Origin of the sequence: Brevibacillus fortis (assembly GCF_046196545.1) — a bacterium.
GTDB classification, from domain to species: Bacteria; Bacillota; Bacilli; order Brevibacillales; family Brevibacillaceae; genus Brevibacillus; species Brevibacillus fortis_A.
On the sequence record NZ_CP176370.1, the window covers coordinates 5,585,310 to 5,601,391 of the forward strand.

Annotated in this window: 18 protein-coding genes; 1 reads left to right on the forward strand and 17 read right to left on the reverse strand. The window is 47.3% G+C overall.

The genetic code is table 11. The features are described from left to right. Window positions 1–4: 4 nt before the first annotated feature. From ACKKE8_RS27185 to coxB, 11 genes are all read right to left on the reverse strand, one after another. Window positions 5–784, reverse strand: coding sequence for an enoyl-CoA hydratase-related protein (locus tag ACKKE8_RS27185; RefSeq protein ID WP_409175751.1), 780 nt, complete (start codon window positions 782–784; stop codon window positions 5–7). Between the two features lie 9 nt (window positions 785–793). Further along, complete coding sequence (locus ACKKE8_RS27190) at window positions 794–1,567, reverse strand: enoyl-CoA hydratase-related protein (RefSeq protein ID WP_017251575.1); 774 nt, start codon at window positions 1,565–1,567, stop codon at window positions 794–796. A gap of 33 nt (window positions 1,568–1,600) precedes the next feature. Then, window positions 1,601–2,929 carry a phenylacetate--CoA ligase PaaK gene (gene paaK / locus ACKKE8_RS27195; RefSeq protein WP_409175752.1) on the reverse strand — a complete coding sequence of 443 codons (1,329 nt, stop codon included), beginning with the start codon at window positions 2,927–2,929 and terminating at the stop codon, window positions 1,601–1,603. 56 nt (window positions 2,930–2,985) lie between these two features. After that, a complete protein-coding gene (locus tag ACKKE8_RS27200) occupies window positions 2,986–3,771 on the reverse strand; it encodes an enoyl-CoA hydratase-related protein (RefSeq protein WP_409175753.1) in 786 nt (261 codons plus the stop codon). Continuing rightward, window positions 3,771–4,172 (reverse strand): PaaI family thioesterase, encoded by a 402-nt coding sequence (locus ACKKE8_RS27205; protein ID WP_016741459.1) that lies wholly within the window; start codon window positions 4,170–4,172, stop codon window positions 3,771–3,773. Before ACKKE8_RS27205 ends, ACKKE8_RS27200 begins: the two co-directional genes overlap by 1 nt. A gap of 93 nt (window positions 4,173–4,265) precedes the next feature. After that, the gene (locus ACKKE8_RS27210) at window positions 4,266–4,727 is read right to left on the reverse strand and encodes a PaaI family thioesterase (RefSeq protein WP_048034722.1); all 462 of its coding nucleotides are present in this window, start codon (window positions 4,725–4,727) and stop codon (window positions 4,266–4,268) included. 2 nt (window positions 4,728–4,729) lie between these two features. Then, window positions 4,730–5,029 (reverse strand): EthD family reductase, encoded by a 300-nt coding sequence (locus ACKKE8_RS27215; protein WP_409179212.1) that lies wholly within the window; start codon window positions 5,027–5,029, stop codon window positions 4,730–4,732. Between the two features lie 430 nt (window positions 5,030–5,459). Continuing rightward, window positions 5,460–5,777, reverse strand: coding sequence for a cytochrome C oxidase subunit IV family protein (locus ACKKE8_RS27220; RefSeq protein WP_007723383.1), 318 nt, complete (start codon window positions 5,775–5,777; stop codon window positions 5,460–5,462). 3 nt (window positions 5,778–5,780) lie between these two features. Further along, window positions 5,781–6,407 (reverse strand): cytochrome c oxidase subunit 3, encoded by a 627-nt coding sequence (locus ACKKE8_RS27225; RefSeq protein ID WP_017251582.1) that lies wholly within the window; start codon window positions 6,405–6,407, stop codon window positions 5,781–5,783. Further along, window positions 6,407–8,251, reverse strand: coding sequence for a cytochrome c oxidase subunit I (gene ctaD / locus ACKKE8_RS27230; RefSeq protein WP_409175754.1), 1,845 nt, complete (start codon window positions 8,249–8,251; stop codon window positions 6,407–6,409). The genes ACKKE8_RS27225 and ctaD overlap by 1 nt, the downstream gene beginning before the upstream one ends. 80 nt (window positions 8,252–8,331) lie before the next feature. Then, the gene (gene coxB / locus ACKKE8_RS27235; protein ID WP_409175755.1) at window positions 8,332–9,360 is read right to left on the reverse strand and encodes a cytochrome c oxidase subunit II; all 1,029 of its coding nucleotides are present in this window, start codon (window positions 9,358–9,360) and stop codon (window positions 8,332–8,334) included. 336 nt (window positions 9,361–9,696) lie between these two features. Here coxB and ACKKE8_RS27240 point away from each other — a divergent pair, with 336 nt between their 5' ends. Further along, window positions 9,697–10,533, forward strand: a complete 837-nt coding sequence (locus tag ACKKE8_RS27240) for an oxidoreductase (protein WP_409175756.1) — start codon at window positions 9,697–9,699, stop codon at window positions 10,531–10,533. 55 nt (window positions 10,534–10,588) lie between these two features. On the opposite strand, the gene ACKKE8_RS27245 is transcribed toward ACKKE8_RS27240, so the two are convergent. From ACKKE8_RS27245 to ACKKE8_RS27270, 6 genes are all read right to left on the reverse strand, one after another. Then, entirely contained in the window at window positions 10,589–10,939 is a 351-nt protein-coding gene (locus ACKKE8_RS27245) for a hypothetical protein (RefSeq protein ID WP_409175757.1), read from the reverse strand. Between the two features lie 47 nt (window positions 10,940–10,986). Further along, window positions 10,987–11,214, reverse strand: coding sequence for a hypothetical protein (locus tag ACKKE8_RS27250; RefSeq protein ID WP_017251587.1), 228 nt, complete (start codon window positions 11,212–11,214; stop codon window positions 10,987–10,989). 28 nt (window positions 11,215–11,242) lie between these two features. Then, a complete protein-coding gene (locus tag ACKKE8_RS27255) occupies window positions 11,243–12,424 on the reverse strand; it encodes a Ger(x)C family spore germination protein (RefSeq protein WP_409175758.1) in 1,182 nt (393 codons plus the stop codon). A gap of 35 nt (window positions 12,425–12,459) precedes the next feature. Next, a complete protein-coding gene (locus ACKKE8_RS27260; protein ID WP_409175759.1) occupies window positions 12,460–13,968 on the reverse strand; it encodes a spore germination protein in 1,509 nt (502 codons plus the stop codon). A 142-nt stretch (window positions 13,969–14,110) separates the two neighbouring features. Beyond that, a protein-coding gene (locus tag ACKKE8_RS27265; protein ID WP_409174429.1) for an IS3 family transposase occupies window positions 14,111–15,300 on the reverse strand; the annotation gives its coding sequence in 2 pieces (ribosomal slippage) (window positions 14,111–15,012 and window positions 15,012–15,300; 1,191 coding nt in all). Between the two features lie 126 nt (window positions 15,301–15,426). Further along, window positions 15,427–16,071, reverse strand: a complete 645-nt coding sequence (locus ACKKE8_RS27270; RefSeq protein WP_409175760.1) for a SurA N-terminal domain-containing protein — start codon at window positions 16,069–16,071, stop codon at window positions 15,427–15,429. Window positions 16,072–16,082 lie beyond the last annotated feature (11 nt).

The window sequence follows — 16,082 nt, forward strand, 5'->3', positions numbered from 1 at the left end:
GCCTCTAACGGCCTGTAAAACGAGGCGCACGTTTTTCCATGAAAGCGGTGACCCCTTCCTTATGATCCTCTGTGCTGCCAGCCGCCTCTTGTGCAAAAGCTTCATATTCCAAGGTCTCTTCCAACCCCATCTCAAGCCCTTTGTACATCGTGCGCTTAATCAAGCCAACCCCCTTCGTCGGCAGTAACGCCAGCTTGCGCGCATACGCCAAAGCATCCTCCATGAAGCTCTCCGCAGGGTACACCTGATTGATCAAGCCAATTCGCAGTGCTTCCTCAGCGGATACCTTTTCCCCCGTCATCGCCAGCTCCAACGCTTTGCCGATTCCGACGATACGCGGCAAGAAATAGCAGCCTCCTGAATCAGGAACGAGTCCGATGTTGACAAAAGCATTGACGAAGGATGCCTTTTCCGATGCCAGACGAATATCGCATGCCAGCGCAACACTCATGCCCGCACCTGCTGCTACACCGTTAACCGCTGCAATGATCGGCTTCTCTGTTTTTTGAAACTGGAGGATCATTGGATTATAACGATCCCGCAAGAAACCACCGTAATCCACATCTCCTCCTCCAGAAACGTCACTGAGATCCTGACCCGCATTGAACGCCCGCCCTGCTCCGGTAAGAACGATGCAGCGCACATCCGCATCCTTCTGCGCTTGCTTCAATGCATCGGTGATTTCCTTGTTCATGACGGCTGTAAACGCATTGAATTTGTCCGGACGGTTCAAGGTCATCACTGCTACGCCTTCTGACACTTCATAAAGAATCGTTTCGTACATGGCCGCCTCCTAATTTCCCGTAAAACGGGGTTTGCGCTTCTCCAGAAAAGCTTGCATGCCTTCTTTTCGATCTTCGCTTGCCAAAAGAAGATAAAAGCTGTTTCGCTCGTAATCCATTCCCTCTTGAAGGGGGAGATCACCAGCTTTGTACACGGCTTTTTTGATGACCTGTACCGCGAGCGGCGGCTGCTGGGCGATTTGCTTCGCCAGCTTGAGCGCTTCCTGATAGTACGCCTCCACTGGCACTACCCGATTGACCAATCCGTATTTCAACGCTTCTTTGGCTGAAATCGGTTCACCTGTGAGCAGCATCTCCAGTGCTTTTCGCTCACCTACCACACGCGTCAGACGCTGTGTACCACCAGCCCCAGGCATGACTCCCAGCTTGATTTCCGGTTGACCAATGACGGCTGTCTCCGAAGCGATCACGATATCGCAGTTCATCATTAATTCACAGCCACCACCGAGCACAAAGCCACTGACGGCACCAATAATCGGCTTGGAGATGAGTGAGATGCGATCCCAAACCGCGAACTGATTGCGCTTCATGATGTCGATGGCTGATGCTTCCGCCATTTCATTAATGTCGGCACCCGCTGCGAACGCCCTCGCGTTGCCAGTCAGGATGATCACCCGAATATCCGGGTCGCGGTCCATTTGCTCCAGCTGTTCAACCAATTCGTCGACGAGCTGCAAATTCAGTGCGTTTAGAATCTTCGGTCGATTCAACGTAATGATACCGACACCATCTTCACTGGCTACGCTAATATATTCATAGGCCATGAACTGTCACACCCTTTTTTTACAGGAGCTGGTTTAAATAGCTGCCTGTGATTTGTTCCGGTTATCCACGACGCGAATCGCTTTTCCTTCGCTGCGCGTCAAGGAATTCGGCGGCTGCACCCGCAGCACCACGGACACGCCCAACGTATTTTTGATGTGATGGCAAATTTCTTTCACCAATGGCGAGAGAGCAGAGCTGTCATTTCCACTGATCTCCTTTGCATATGCTGGTGTCAGCTCGCAGTGCACCTCAAAACGGTCGAGGGCGCCGTCGCGTTCAATGACGACCTGATAATGTGGAGCCAATTGGTTAAACGTAAGCAGAACGGACTCGATCTCTGTCGGGAACACATTGACCCCGCGAATAATGAGCATGTCATCTACACGCCCTTTGATGCGTGACATCCGCATGGTTGTCCGTCCGCACTTACAGGGCTCAGGATTGAGGGAAGCGATATCACCCGTGCGGTAGCGCACAACCGGGAATGCTTCTTTCGTCAGCGACGTGAATACGAGTTCACCTTCTTGTCCATATGGGAGCACTTCTCCAGTGGTCGGATCGATAATTTCTGCGTAGAAATGGTCTTCTGCGATATGCAGGCCATCCTGCACTTCATGACATTCAATGGAAACACCTGGCCCCATCACTTCACTCAGCCCGTAAATGTCCACGGCTTTTATGTCGAGCTCTTGCTCCAGCTGTACGCGCATTTCTTCCGACCACGGCTCTGCACCAAAAATCCCGTATTTGACACTCGTCTCACGTGGATCGATTCCTTGCTTTTTCATCTCTTCCACGATGTTGAGGACATAGGAAGGCGTTGCTGCAATGCCACGTGGCTTGAAGTCCTCGATCAACGTGATTTGACGGGAGGTATTGCCACCGGAAACTGGTACTGCGACTGCGCCCATGTGCTCGATACCGTTGTGCAGACCCAACCCACCTGTAAAAAGGCCGTAGCCATACGCGTTATGGAAAATGTCTCCCGGTTCTCCGCCCGCACAGCAAATAGCGCGCGCCACGATCTCCGCCCAATTCTCCAGGTCTTTTTTGGTGTAGCCGACGACAGTTGGTTTTCCTTTTGTCCCGGATGAACCATGAATGCGTGCTACTTCCTTCATTTCGACTGCAAACAGATTGAACGGGTAATTTTCTCGCAAATCTGTCTTTTTCATAAATGGAAGCTTCTTTATGTCTTCGATCGATTGGATATCTTCTGGTTTCACACCAGCCTCATTGAATGCTTTTGTGTGGAAAGGGACGCGCTCGTATACGCGTTTGACCGTTTCTTTCAAGCGTGCCAGTTGCAGTTCCGTCATTTTTTCTCTTGGTAGCGTTTCCATTTCTGTATTAAAGATCATGTCGCTTCCCTCATTCCCTTGCGTTATGACTCGGTAGGAGTACTTGTTTGAAGATGTTACTCGCCCTTAAAAACTGGTTTTCGCTTTTCGCGAAAGGCTTCCAATGCTTCCAGACGATCTGTCGTGGGAATAATCACTTCATAACACATTGTTTCGATATCTAGACCTGTCTGCAAATCGACACTGCTTCCGCGATCAATGGCTGATTTTGCCTGATAAACCGCCAGCGGAGCATTTGCCAAAATCTCGTTCGCCAACCCCATTGCCAGCTCACGCAGCTCTTCTGTATCTTTTGCAACAGCATTTACAAAACCGATTTGATACGCTTCCTCCGCTTGGATGCGCCTGGCAGTCAGGATCAGCTCCTTTGCCTTGGAAGGTCCGATCAAGCGAGACAACCGCTGCGTACCACCCGCACCAGGAATGATGCCCAAGCTCACCTCTGTCAGACCCATTTTGGCATCTGCGACGGCATAGCGGAAATCACAGGCCAGCGCCAGCTCAAAACCCCCGCCAAAAGCAAATCCGTTAATCATGGCAATGGTCGGCTGCGGAAGCCTCTCCAACGCAGTAAATACATCGCGGATTTTGCGGACATTGCGGCGTACCTGCTGTTCCGTCAGTGTACGGCGCTCCTTCAAATCTGCCCCTGCACTAAATGCTCGCCCTTCTGCCTTCACAATGACCACGCGAATCTCTTTTGCATCCAAACGCACTTGCTCAATCAAGTTTCCCAGGAGCTCCAATGTATCGTAGTTCAGCGCATTCAGCTCATCTGGACGATTTAGTGTAATCAGTCCTATATGTCCTTCACGTTCAAAGCGAACGCTCTCTTCCATCATCAACGTCCTCCTTGTGCAGGCGGGTTAACCCGCGCATACGTGCCGGTAGCAAAAGCCACAAGCTTGCCATCACAAGTCACGCGTGCTTCCATCACGATCAAGCTTTTTCCTTGTTTCAATACATGAGATTGTGCCTCGAGTACCTCACCACGAGCTGGGTGCAGGTATTGAATCTTGCTCTCCACCGTCACACATTGCTGTACACCATCCACATGAGGTGCTGCCCCATGCCCCATTGCCACATCGGCTAATGTCGCCGTAACGCCTCCGTGTACGACACCTTCGATGCTATTGAACAGCTCGGGGCGAATTTTCAGTGCTACCTTACAGCCCTGTTCATCTCGGTGCACAACTTCTATGCCCAGGTAGTGGTTGAATCGATTACGGATCTCCACTGACATCTTTGCCCCCTTTCTCGTATCGTCTTGAAACAGTGAAAGGAGCCTAAGCACGTGGCTTTTGGCATCCTTTCTCCGTTTTATTTTCGCTGTCAGTTATTCGTTTTCGTCGATTTCGACGAAGTAATCACTTTTCCGGTAAGCCAATGCATCCAATGTCGCTACCAAGCCATGCTCCGTTTCTACGCGGATGCGATACCAGGCTGTTCGATTGTTTTTCTTCTCTTCTGTCGCAGTTGCCACCAAGCGATTCCCTTTCATGGCAGCAGCCAAAAATCCGATGTTCATCGACAGTGCCACAGACGTTTTGCCATAGGAATTACAAGCCGCTGCAAAAACAAAGTCTGCCAGGGAGAAGATGATTGCGCCATGAGCGGTGCCGTGCGCATTCAGCATATGCTCGGCAACTGTGACTTCCGCAGTCGCCGTTCCTTCTCCCAGCTCAATCAGCTTGATGCCCAAAAATTGTGCAAATGGATCTTGCTTTAGCTTTTCACAAATCTCTGCGTAATGCTTCTGATGGAGCGCTTGTTCGTCTATCAATCTTTTTGTGGTCATGATTAAACTACTTCTGCAAAATGCATGGACACAATGGGTCCAGCGAAGCCACGGAGGTCTTTTCCTGCTGCGCGACCTTCTGTGGATGACAACGCTTCCATCAAGGCTTCTTTTGATTCAAAGTACATTTCTGCCATCAGATGCAGGTCGGATTCTCCCATTGGTGTTCCGTAGATTTTGCTCACTTCCATTTTGATTAAGCCAGGCATTTTCTCTGCCAATGGGCCATGTACCTCGAAATAATGCTTGTCAAACGCATCGATATCTTCGGGCTTGCGATAAATTGCTACCAATTTCACCATCATGATCCCTGCTTTCCTCAGATTATAGTTACAATGTGTGACGACTAATTCATATAACGTTATTTTAACGCATGTTAATATTTTTATTATATAAAGCCTTTGTGACAGGTGCAAGTATTTTTCAAAAAGCAAGAAAACTCTGTCGGATTGTATTCCCCCCTTTTCTTCATGTTTATGACTGGGAAAAGGCTGACAGAATATGCTTCGATGGAGGAGCTTCCAGTTTTTGTGGTCGGGGGAAGCCCTGTGACAAGACTTTCGAACAGCTGTGGCTGCATTCGATTTTTTAAAACGTTTGTTGGGGTATTTCAAGGAGTCCTCATTGAATCAGCTTTCTCAGAGTTTAATTAAAGTCCCTCCACCACAACTCCTTTAAACACAAAAAAAGAGGACAGACCCGATGTCTGTCCTCTTCTATTCGCTCCACTTCCTAGATCCAAACCCAGAAAATAAAGACGAAAATTGCCAACAGGATAACGAATAACCCTGCAAAAATACTGATACGTGCAAACTCATGACCTTTTTGATCCATGTGCATCCAGACATACAGCTGGAAGAACGCTTGAACGAAGGCCAGTGCTACGATGAATGGTACGGTAAAACCTGATGGAATTGCTTCATACGCCACTGCAATGAATGCCAGTGCAGTCAATACGAGAGATCCGATGAAAGCAACTAGGTGTCTTTTCGGACCCTCGTGTTTGACTTTCGGCTTACGTACCTCTTCATTATGAGCTTGTGCTCCCATAGATTATCCCACCTTTCCACCGATCATACCCATGAGATATACCACGGTAAAGATGAATACCCATACAACGTCGATAAAGTGCCAGTACAGACATGCCAGATAGAACTTCGGTGCAGTTACTACCGTCAGGCCCTTTTTCGTCGCAGATACTTGCAAAAGGATGATCCAGCTAATCCCGAACGCTACGTGAGCTCCGTGGAATCCAACCAATGTGTAGAAGGCAGATGAGAATGCACTCGTTGACATTTTCAGTCCTTCATTCACATAGTGTACAAACTCGTAAATCTCCAAAGCAAGGAAGCCGAGACCGAGCAATACAGTGATGGTCAGCCAAAGCTGAATCTTCTTCAGGTCTTTCTTGTGCAGAGCCAGTGTAGCCATAACACTTGTCATCGAGCTGGTAAGCAAGAGAAGTGTTGCGACTGCAACGAGATTCATGTCAAACAACGATTGGGACGTTGGTCCACCATTTGCCTGATCACGAAGAGCGATAAATGTTGCAAACAAGGAACCAAAGAGAACTGTCTCTCCACCGAGGAAGAGCCAGAAGCCAAGAACCTTATTCTTGCCTTCAAGGGTGGCTTTTTCCGGTTCGTCAGGCAATACTGCATGTGCGTGATGGTTAGCCATTAAGCCTTTACCCCTTTCTCTTCGAGTTCATCCTCATGAATATGATAACCTGGATCGTCTTTCACAGAACGGGTAAACATGCAGCCCAGTGTAAAGAGCAATCCAATGACTACGACCACATAGTTGTGGTAGATAAAGCCATAACCTGCTACGAACAATCCGAGAGACATCAGGAATGGCAAGAACGATGGCGATGGCATGTGAATGTCGCCAATAGGCTCCGCAGGCGTCATGCCTTTGTTACCAGCCATTTTCTCCACCCACAACGCATCCAAACCGCGAACGAGAGGCGTTTGAACGAAGTTGTACTCCGGCGGCGGCGAAGGAATCGCCCATTCGAGCGAACGTCCATCCCATGGATCTGCAGGAGCTCGTTTGGAGCTCTTCGCTGCAACGACTACGTTGATCAAGAATAGGATGGTACCGATCGTCATACCAAATGCACCAATCGTACTGATAAAGTTCCCCATATCCAGGTTCTGATCTTTGAGGTATGTAAAGACGCGGCGCGGCATCCCCATCAGACCCAGGAAGTGTTGCGGGAAGAAGGTAAGGTGGAAACCAATGAAGAACGTCCAGAAGTTCCATTTACCGATTGTTTCGTTCAGCATTTTACCGAACATTTTCGGCCACCAGTAGTATAGACCAGCGAAGAGACCGAATACGAGACCCCCTACGATAACGTAGTGGAAGTGAGCAACTACGAAATAACTGTCATGGTATTGGTAGTCAGCCGGCGGAACCGCAAGCATAACCCCTGTCATACCACCGATTGTAAACGTTGGAATAAATCCTACTGCAAACAGGTTTGCGGTAGGGAAGCGGATTTGGCCGCCCCACATGGTCAACAGCCAGTTAAAGATTTTGATACCTGTAGGAACAGCAATCAACATGGTTGCAAGTCCAAACAGTGTGTTGGCAATTGCGCCCAAACCTGTTGTGAACATGTGGTGAGCCCACACCATGAAGCCCAAGAAACCGATCAGCGCAGTTGCAAATACCATGGAGCTGTAACCAAACAGACGCTTTCTTGAGAATGTAGAAACCACTTCAGAGATGATACCGAATGCTGGGAGAATCAAAATGTATACTTCGGGGTGACCGAAGATCCAGAACAAGTGCTCCCAGATAACAACGTTACCACCTGCGTCAGGGTTGAAAAAGTTTCCGCCGAACAAACGGTCAAACATCAACAGAACCAAACCAACCGTAATCGCAGGGAATGCGAAGAGGATCAAACCGGATGTAATAAAGGACGACCATGTGAACATTGGCATACGCATGAATGTCATACCTGGAGCACGCATGTTGATGATGGTAACCAAGAAGTTAATACCACCAATCAGCGTTCCGAGACCGGCAATTTGCAAACCGAGTACGTAGAAGTCTACGCCGATTCCACTGTATTGATTCAAAGCCAAAGTTGTATACGATGTCCAACCAGCATCAGGTGCGCCACCCAAGAACCAGCTTGTGTTCAGTAGCACTCCCCCGAAGAAGAATAGCCAGAATCCGAGTGCGTTAACAAACGGGAATGCTACGTCGCGTGCACCGATTTGAAGAGGAACAATCGCGTTCATCAAAGCAAAAATGATCGGCATAACCGCCAAGAAAATCATCGTAGTGCCGTGCATCGTAATTAATTCGTTAAAAGTTTTGGCACCAACCAATTCAATCTCTGGGTACATCAACTGCAAACGAATCAGCAGGGCTTCCAAACCACCGGCCAAGAAGAAAATTCCACCAGCAATCAGATACAGGATCGCAATCTTCTTATGGTCCACTGTCGTAAGATAATCCCACAGCCCCGAGCGATTTGGTGCATGAGAAGCATGTGCAGACACGGGTTTACCTCCTTTTTAAGCGTCACTGCCTATGACGATTGTCAATGCAATAAGTTTTATGAGGTTTTACTTTACTTTATTTACTTTTTCTCGCTTACGCTCAATGTCTCCATGTACTCTACAAGCGCTTTCACTTGGTTGTCTTCGAGGTTGAGGTTAGGCATTTTGTTGCCCGGCTTCATTTTTTGCGGATCTTTCAGCCACTCTGCAATGTTTTGAGGCGTATGTGCTTTGATACCTGCTACACGTTCGCGATCTGCAAAGTTAGTCAGGTTTGGACCCATCTTTCCGCCTTTACCTGCCACAGCGTGACATCCCAAACAGCTCTTATCGAAGATTTGTTGACCTTCTGCAGCCAGTGGAGAAGTTGCCGTTACAGGTTCTTTTGCCTGAACGCCCTTCATGTTAGCTACCCAAGTGTCAAAATCTGCTTGTTCCATTACTTCTACCTTGAAGTCCATCAAGGCATGGGACGCTCCACAGAGCTCCGCACATTTACCGTAGTAAATGCCTGTTTTGTCTGCTTGCAGCCACAATTTGTTTTCTTGCCCTGGGTTCGTATCGATTTTACCGCCCAATGCAGGAATCCAGAATGCGTGCTTAACATCAGACGCTGATAATACGAATTGAACCTTTTTGCCAACTGGCAATACCAAGTCTTGTGCAGTTGCTACTCCAAGATCAGGATACTCGAATTCCCACCAGAATTGGTGAGCGGTAACCTTTACTTGAACTGCTTCCTCTTTTGGATACTCCTTGTGCAGTGCGAAACCGGTAGTAACAGTTGGAATCGCCATGATGATAAGGAGCAAGAAAGGAATTACCGTCCAAAGAATTTCAAGTGCATGATTTCCTTCGACCTGCTTAGGAATGCCTTGCTGTCCGGGACGCTTACGATAACGGATAAGGACGTACGTAAAGATCGTCATAACGACAATGAAGACGCCGATCATGATAGCGGAGGACAGCTTCATCAGGTCAAACTGCATCGCAGCTACCGGACCAGAGGGCTTGAGCGCTGAGAGCTCATCTTTGCCACACCCGGTTAACACTAGCGCCAGCAGAGCAAACAGGGAAAACTGACGCCAATACTGTTGCCAACCCTTCATACCAATGAACCCCTCTTTCTTCGTGTTGGTAACGTTCTAGCCACGCCGACAACTAGAAGTTTTCGTACTTTTCTATCTGCAGTAAGAAATCGCATTCAATACTTTCCACAACTATAATACCCAAACAGGAAAAGTATTAGCAGCTATTCCAATCACAAACAGGAAAGTAAGGGGCAGTATTGCACACTTCTACCCAAGCGTGGTAACCATTTAAGTATACATAAATTTTCCTTAATACAAAGTCTATTTGTTATGATTTTGTTAACAAATTTATGAACAAATTTGTGAACTTTGCAGTTAAATTATACCATAATACCCAAAACAAAGGAGAATTCTATGCAAAAAAGACCAATTGCACTAGTCACTGGTACCTCAAGTGGCTTTGGCAAGCACGCATCAGTCGCTTTAGTCAAGGCTGGTTTTCAGGTAATTGCTGCTATGCGTGATCTAGCAAAAAGAGGCCCTCTTGACAAATTGGCAAGCTTACATATAGATCCTGAGCATCTGGAAGTCATTTCTCTTGATGTTACGCATCCGGAACAAATTCAGGATGTGATCTCCTCCATCATTGCACGGCATGGGCGCATTGATCTGTTACTGAACAATGCCGGCTACGCGTTGGGTGGCTTTGCCGAGGAAGTCTCTTCCGAGGATTGGCGCAAGCAGTTTGATGTAAATGTGTTCGGACTGATCGACGTCACTCGGGCAGTCTTGCCTTATATGCGACAGCAACATTCGGGACGAATCATTAACGTCAGCAGCCTCAGTGGGCGATTTGGTTTCCCTGGTCTCTCGCCGTATGCCGCATCCAAGCATGCAGTCGAAGGCTTCAGTGAATCTCTTCGCCTTGAAATGCTACCTTTTCAGGTTCAAGTCGTCCTTGTTGAGCCCGGCTCCTTTCGTACAGCAATCTGGGAGAAAGGAATGCAAGACCAACAGCTTGATGAAGACTCTCCTTACTCCTCCCAAATGAAACAACTGATGCGTCACGTAGAAGCGATCATAGAAAAGGCACCTGCACCCGACGCAGTCATCTCGACGATTGTCCATGCGGCCACCACTCCCAAGCCGCGATTCCGCTACCCGGTTGGCCGAGGTGTGGCACTCACGATCGCCGCAAAAAATTGGCTTCCGTGGTCATGGATTGAGCGAATCGTGACAAAGCGATCGTAATGGTTTATGCATAAAAGAACACACCCCCGTAAGGAGTGTGTTTGCACGTAGAACACTATACACTTTCCGTTCGTCCTGTGCGTATCAGCCAAACATGTTGGATATATTCAGCTACGCCAAAAAATATCGCAACAAAACCGGCACCGATTGCAGCGATTTGAGCCGTCGGCAAAAACACAATGCTTCCATAAACGATCAAAAAGCCGATAATCAAGTCAAACATGGTTGTCAGCCAAAGACTCCCTGCTGTAAGAATCGACCTATCCAAAAAATATCCTGCGACTGCCAAGACAAATCCGACTCCGACAGACTGATATAGATTTGCGAAATTCACTTCTGGAAAGAGAGCATCTGCCAAAACGACCAACACCGGACTAACGAGCAGCTTCATCAAAAGACCGTCCACGTCTATTTACTCTCCTTTACTGGGGGTGTACTCAGTATGCCCCTCGTTTACTTCAGCCATGTCATGACGCCGTCGTATACCGGCTTGTAAACCATTTCCATCCAATAAACAGGATTAGGGACAACCCCTTTTTCAGCTCCTGCGTACAAGCCAACACTGATGACAAGCAACCCGAGAAAGACAGCGATCTCTTTGCGCTGCCGCTTCCGAATCAATCGGGGCAGCTCGTATGCACAAACTATTATGGATACAACGATGACAGCAAATGTCGACATACAAACTCCCCCTGCCCCTGTTACACAGTCATTTTTCTTCAAAAGCATTATTGATCGTTCCTAAACGTCTGATTTTCACATCGGCTATGACATGTACAGGCAGCTTGGTAAATTCCTTTTCCCAATTGCTCCCTATCTTCTTCCATACTTTCGGGTATTTTCGGTGGATCGCTTCGCCGAATCCATAAATGTCTACTCCATTTTTCTTAGCATTGGCAATTGCTTTTGTCGCCAATGCTTCCAGTGATTTTTCCGCCTCTTTTTCCAGCTCCTTGATCGTATCCTTCTCTGTCAGATCGAGCTTACATTGCACTTCCCCAATATCATTTTCCAAACCGATGTGAACGATTACTTCAGGTGTGCCATTTTTCATGGTAGCCTCGATTTTGGCATCGGCGCGCATGACTTCCAACGTCAAGCGTCCTCCACCCTTGCAAGCCATGCTTCCAACGGTACTTTTTACTTTGCCTGTAATATAACTAAACGCTTTACTGTCCGCTTCACTCAGCCAATTGACCATCTTATCTCCCCGGAAACTAGCCAATGTCGTATATTGAAGTAGCACTGGCGTATCTATTTGCTCGACATTTTTTCGTTGGTCCCCCTCGCTTGCAGGCCCGGTTAGCCGCACGCCTGTCAAAACAGCTTGCTTCCCTTTGCTGGTAAAGTCGGTAATCAATTGATCCATCGTAACTGCTGCGGTAGGTGCCCATGCTTTGGAGGATGTCTCCAAAGAAGCAAACATTTCTGTAGAAGGAATTTGCTCAAGCGGTGTGATCACTCTCAGGATGTTGCGTGCCGTTGTTCCTCTAGCGATGGCGATATAAAAGTCAGTCCGAAATTCATGATCACGCGAGACAAAATCGACGATTGGAGCGATCCCTTCTCTCGCGACCTCCTCGCCAAATATGAGCATCCGCGTGTGCGCCATATATATTTTCCGAGGAGAGATCGTGGTCATTTTCCTCACTGCCTCAAAAATCGTCGGAGCGTTCATGGTAAAGAGAGTAACAGGCGCACGTCCAGGCTTCCCTTTGTTGGCTGCAACCTCTGCCGGGTCTACCACTTGAACAGAAACTTGATAGCCTCCTTGCACTTTATCAATACCGATCCCAACAGCAATCGCCAAATCGTTCAGTTCTCTGCGATCCCAACAACCAGCTAGGATGATAACGAGCACGATGCAGAGAAGAACTTTTATCCCTTTCACTGGTGCCCACTCCTTTACATGCTGTGAAAAGCCTCTTACTTCTGCGGTGGTAATGGCTTTATCCCTTTAGATTGGCGGCGCAAATTGTTTTTGGTAATCGATTCAGGCCGTTTGTCCAAGGCCCAGCGAGGCAAGCGAAAGATCGTGTCTCTTTGCTCTTTCAAGGAAAACGGAGCAAACGATTCCATATACGGTACGCCAAACGAGCGCAAACTGCATAAATGCAACACTAACGCAAGCATCCCTACAATAATCCCGTATATGCCAAAAGAAGCAGCCAGAACCATTAGGGGAAAACGAAGAATCCGCACGGTAATCGACATGTTGCTCGCTGGGAAAATAAAGCTGGATATTGCAGTGATCGAGACCACAATGACCATCGCTGCCGAAACAATCCCCGCTTCCACCGCTGCTTGTCCGATGACCAGTGTTCCCACGATGGAAATGGCTTGACCTACTGCACGCGGCATACGGATTCCAGCCTCTCGCAATATCTCAAAAGCCACTTCCATCATGATCGCTTCAATAAAGGCTGGAAAGGGTACTCCTTCTCGCTGTGCCGCCAAGCTGATTAGCAGTTGTGTCGGGAGCATCTCTTGGTGGAAGGTCGTAATGGCGATATAGAGAGAGGGAGCAAGCAACGCAATTAAAAAACAGGCGAATCGCAGCATGCGAATCAACGTACTAAAATCAAAGCGCTGATAGTAGTCTTCCGCTGAATGGAAAAACTCAACAAAGAGAGAGGGCACGGTCAAAACAAAGGGAGTCCCATCTACAAGAATCGCTACACGTCCCTCTAATAGATTCGCGGCCACCACATCCGGGCGCTCCGAGTTAGATATCGTGGGGAAAGGCGTGTAAGCTTCGTCCTGGATCAGCTCCTCAATCATTCCGCTTTCCAAGATGCCATCGATGCTGATTCGATCCAGTCTATTCCGTACTTCTTCTACAACACCTTCTTCTACAATCCCTTTCATATACACAATCGCGACTTCTGTCTTGGTTTCCTCGCCAATTCTGTTAATTTCAATCCACAGCTTTTCACTGGAAATCCGTCTCCGCAGCAATGTAATATTCGTGCGAAGTGTCTCCGTGAAGCTTTCTCGCGGACCACGAATGACTGTTTGCGATGACGGCTCGGTGACTCCTCTGTCCTTCCACTCCTGCAAACCGACGTGAATACCCTGCGAGCAACCATCCACGAGAATGATGACACAGCCAGTCAGCAATGCGGTAAACAATGTGGGAAAATCGAATAAATCCCCCATATCCCCAACGGCCAGGACAGAATCTTTTAAAAAGGGAACGAACTCGTCCTCGCGTATCCCTTCCCATTCCTTCAAGCGCATTTTGTATAAGAGACTGTCGATTAATACGGCTTGTACCAGATACGAATCAACCATGCCATCTGCATACAAGACAGCTCCCCGAACAGGTTCTAGGCTATTTAGGACTACCTCTCGAATCACAATGTCATTGCTGTATCCGAGCGATTCTTTTATATAGTGAATGTTGTCGTCTAAGCTGCAACCAATCTGAGCCATTCGGATTGCTCCTCACATCGGCAATTATGAACACAGTTTCTCCGATTGCTCCCATTACTAAACAAAACGGTCATAACCGTTTTCACAGAAAAAGACCTCGCACTTGGTCTTACCCCTGTCAAGTAGACACAATTAAAAAAGCCTAAGCAGCCAGTGTGTTTCGGTATTCAACCGGGGCACACTGGTTTAATTTTTTCTGGAACCGTTCATGGTTATAAAACCAAATGTATTTTTCAATGGCTTGAAAGAGATCTTCTTCTGTCTTACACTCAGTAAAGTACAATGTCTCAGTTTTGAGATGCGAGAAAAAGGATTCGATGCAGGCGTTATCAAGGCAGTTTCCTTTGCGAGAGTGGCTGCCACTTATGCCAAGTTCCTTTATTCGCTTATTGTACTGTCGAGACGTGTATTGGAAGCCCTGATCTGAATGTAGGGTTGCTTTCAGCACGTCTCTTTCTTCGTTTAGCTGCCCCACAGTGTCTAACACAAGTTGTAAATCATTTCGCTTGGAAACTTTCCAGGCAACAACTTCGTTGTTAAAAAGGTCCTGAATGACCGAAAGGTAATAGTAACGGTTATGAAGTGCAACATACGTAATATCTGTTACAAATACCTCATTGGGCTTGTCCGCTCTAAACTTACGGTTAAGTAAGTTGGGATATACAATCGAAGGTGCTTTACCAAAATAGCGGCGCTTCCTCCTGATGATGGATTGAAGGTTTAATTCTTTCATCAGGCGGTATATTCGCTTATGATTCGCATTCAATCCCTTCTTCTTTAATGCTATCTGCATTCGTGGATAACCATAGTATGGATGCTCCAAATGAATCGCCATCATATGCTTTTTCAGAATCTGATCTAACTCATTTCTTGCTGACGGCTTTCCTTTGGTGCTAAGCCATTTGTAAAAACCCGACCGTGACACTTGCGCAATTTCTACCAACCACGTTAGTGGATATTTTTTACGCAGCTCGTTTATGATCGTAAAGCGAGTTATTTTCCATACCTTCCCCCCAGATGCAGATTGGGATTGCGCTTTTTTAGGTATTCTACCTGCGCCTTTAGATAGTCCCTTTCTTCTTCCACAGTAGCAAACTTGGTTCTTGGACGACCAACAAATGGGGTGTCACTAGAACCATTCTTTCCTCTTTGATCCACAAAACCTTCGCCTTTATTCTTCTTTCGAACCCATTGTAGAACTTGTGTTTTACTAGGTATCCCTAATTCCTTAGCTATTGCTTTATAACCCATCTCTCCCTGTTGATACATGTTTACTGCTCTCAGCTTAAACTCCTCGGAATAACGCTTGAATATTTGACCTTTTTTAGCCATGAGAAAATCCCCTCCAAGTAGAGTGTACCACCCACCGTTAGGTGGGCGGGCTTTTTACACTGTCTACTCAAAGGGGATAATATCAACTCATGTAAGAGGACAAGGTCTTTTGGTATATGTTCTACATTATGGAGCAGGTGTTTGTGCATCACCTGGCACTGGTGCATCGTCAAAGGACGGGTCGTGCCATTCTACTTTATGTTTTTCCTGAAGCGTATTTAACCAGCTACCGTAGTTCTGACTGCGATTTTGGTCAGTCAGCATCATCTTGATCTGATCTTTCACTTTATCAAACTCAGGTGCCGGTGACCCCAGCTGTTCTTTATTTGTATCGTAATAGGTTTTGATTTGCTCCTCTGTAACCGGGAATGCTTTATCCAACAACCTATCCCGTGTCATGAGCACGCTCAACTTATCCCGCAGCTGGGCCTCGGTCATTCCCATACTCTTCAAGTAGTTTTGGAATGCCTCAGGTGAACCTACCTGTTGTTTCATCGAATCAATCTCTTTATCCATATCTTCTTGCGTCACCGCGACGTTTTGCGCCTTGGCTTCCTGCTTGATTAACGCTTCCGCAACAAGTTCATGTATCATTGGTTTTCCGTACATTTTCTTCATTTCACTGTAAAGCTGATTTTGTGTAATGGAGGTATCGCCGGCCGTTACCAATACAGGGTCATTGCCTTTTGCCCATGATTGATAAAAACCTAAAGCAGCTAACCCCGTTAATAATATGGCAACCGAAAGCATGGAAATATCAAACTTCTTCACTTGGATATCCT

What these genes read in the sequence shown, in the direction of transcription:
- ACKKE8_RS27185 (WP_409175751.1), bottom strand. Translation starts at nt 784, where the DNA reads ATGTACGAAACGATTCTTTATGAAGTGTCAGAAGGCGTAGCAGTGATG.
- ACKKE8_RS27190 (WP_017251575.1), bottom strand. Translation starts at nt 1,567, where the DNA reads ATGGCCTATGAATATATTAGCGTAGCCAGTGAAGATGGTGTCGGTATC.
- paaK (WP_409175752.1), bottom strand. Translation starts at nt 2,929, where the DNA reads ATGATCTTTAATACAGAAATGGAAACGCTACCAAGAGAAAAAATGACG.
- ACKKE8_RS27200 (WP_409175753.1), bottom strand. Translation starts at nt 3,771, where the DNA reads ATGATGGAAGAGAGCGTTCGCTTTGAACGTGAAGGACATATAGGACTG.
- ACKKE8_RS27205 (WP_016741459.1), bottom strand. Translation starts at nt 4,172, where the DNA reads ATGTCAGTGGAGATCCGTAATCGATTCAACCACTACCTGGGCATAGAA.
- ACKKE8_RS27210 (WP_048034722.1), bottom strand. Translation starts at nt 4,727, where the DNA reads ATGACCACAAAAAGATTGATAGACGAACAAGCGCTCCATCAGAAGCAT.
- ACKKE8_RS27215 (WP_409179212.1), bottom strand. Translation starts at nt 5,029, where the DNA reads ATGGTGAAATTGGTAGCAATTTATCGCAAGCCCGAAGATATCGATGCG.
- ACKKE8_RS27220 (WP_007723383.1), bottom strand. Translation starts at nt 5,777, where the DNA reads ATGGGAGCACAAGCTCATAATGAAGAGGTACGTAAGCCGAAAGTCAAA.
- ACKKE8_RS27225 (WP_017251582.1), bottom strand. Translation starts at nt 6,407, where the DNA reads ATGGCTAACCATCACGCACATGCAGTATTGCCTGACGAACCGGAAAAA.
- coxB (WP_409175755.1), bottom strand. Translation starts at nt 9,360, where the DNA reads ATGAAGGGTTGGCAACAGTATTGGCGTCAGTTTTCCCTGTTTGCTCTG.
- ACKKE8_RS27240 (WP_409175756.1), top strand. Translation starts at nt 9,697, where the DNA reads ATGCAAAAAAGACCAATTGCACTAGTCACTGGTACCTCAAGTGGCTTT.
- ACKKE8_RS27250 (WP_017251587.1), bottom strand. Translation starts at nt 11,214, where the DNA reads ATGTCGACATTTGCTGTCATCGTTGTATCCATAATAGTTTGTGCATAC.
- ACKKE8_RS27260 (WP_409175759.1), bottom strand. Translation starts at nt 13,968, where the DNA reads ATGGCTCAGATTGGTTGCAGCTTAGACGACAACATTCACTATATAAAA.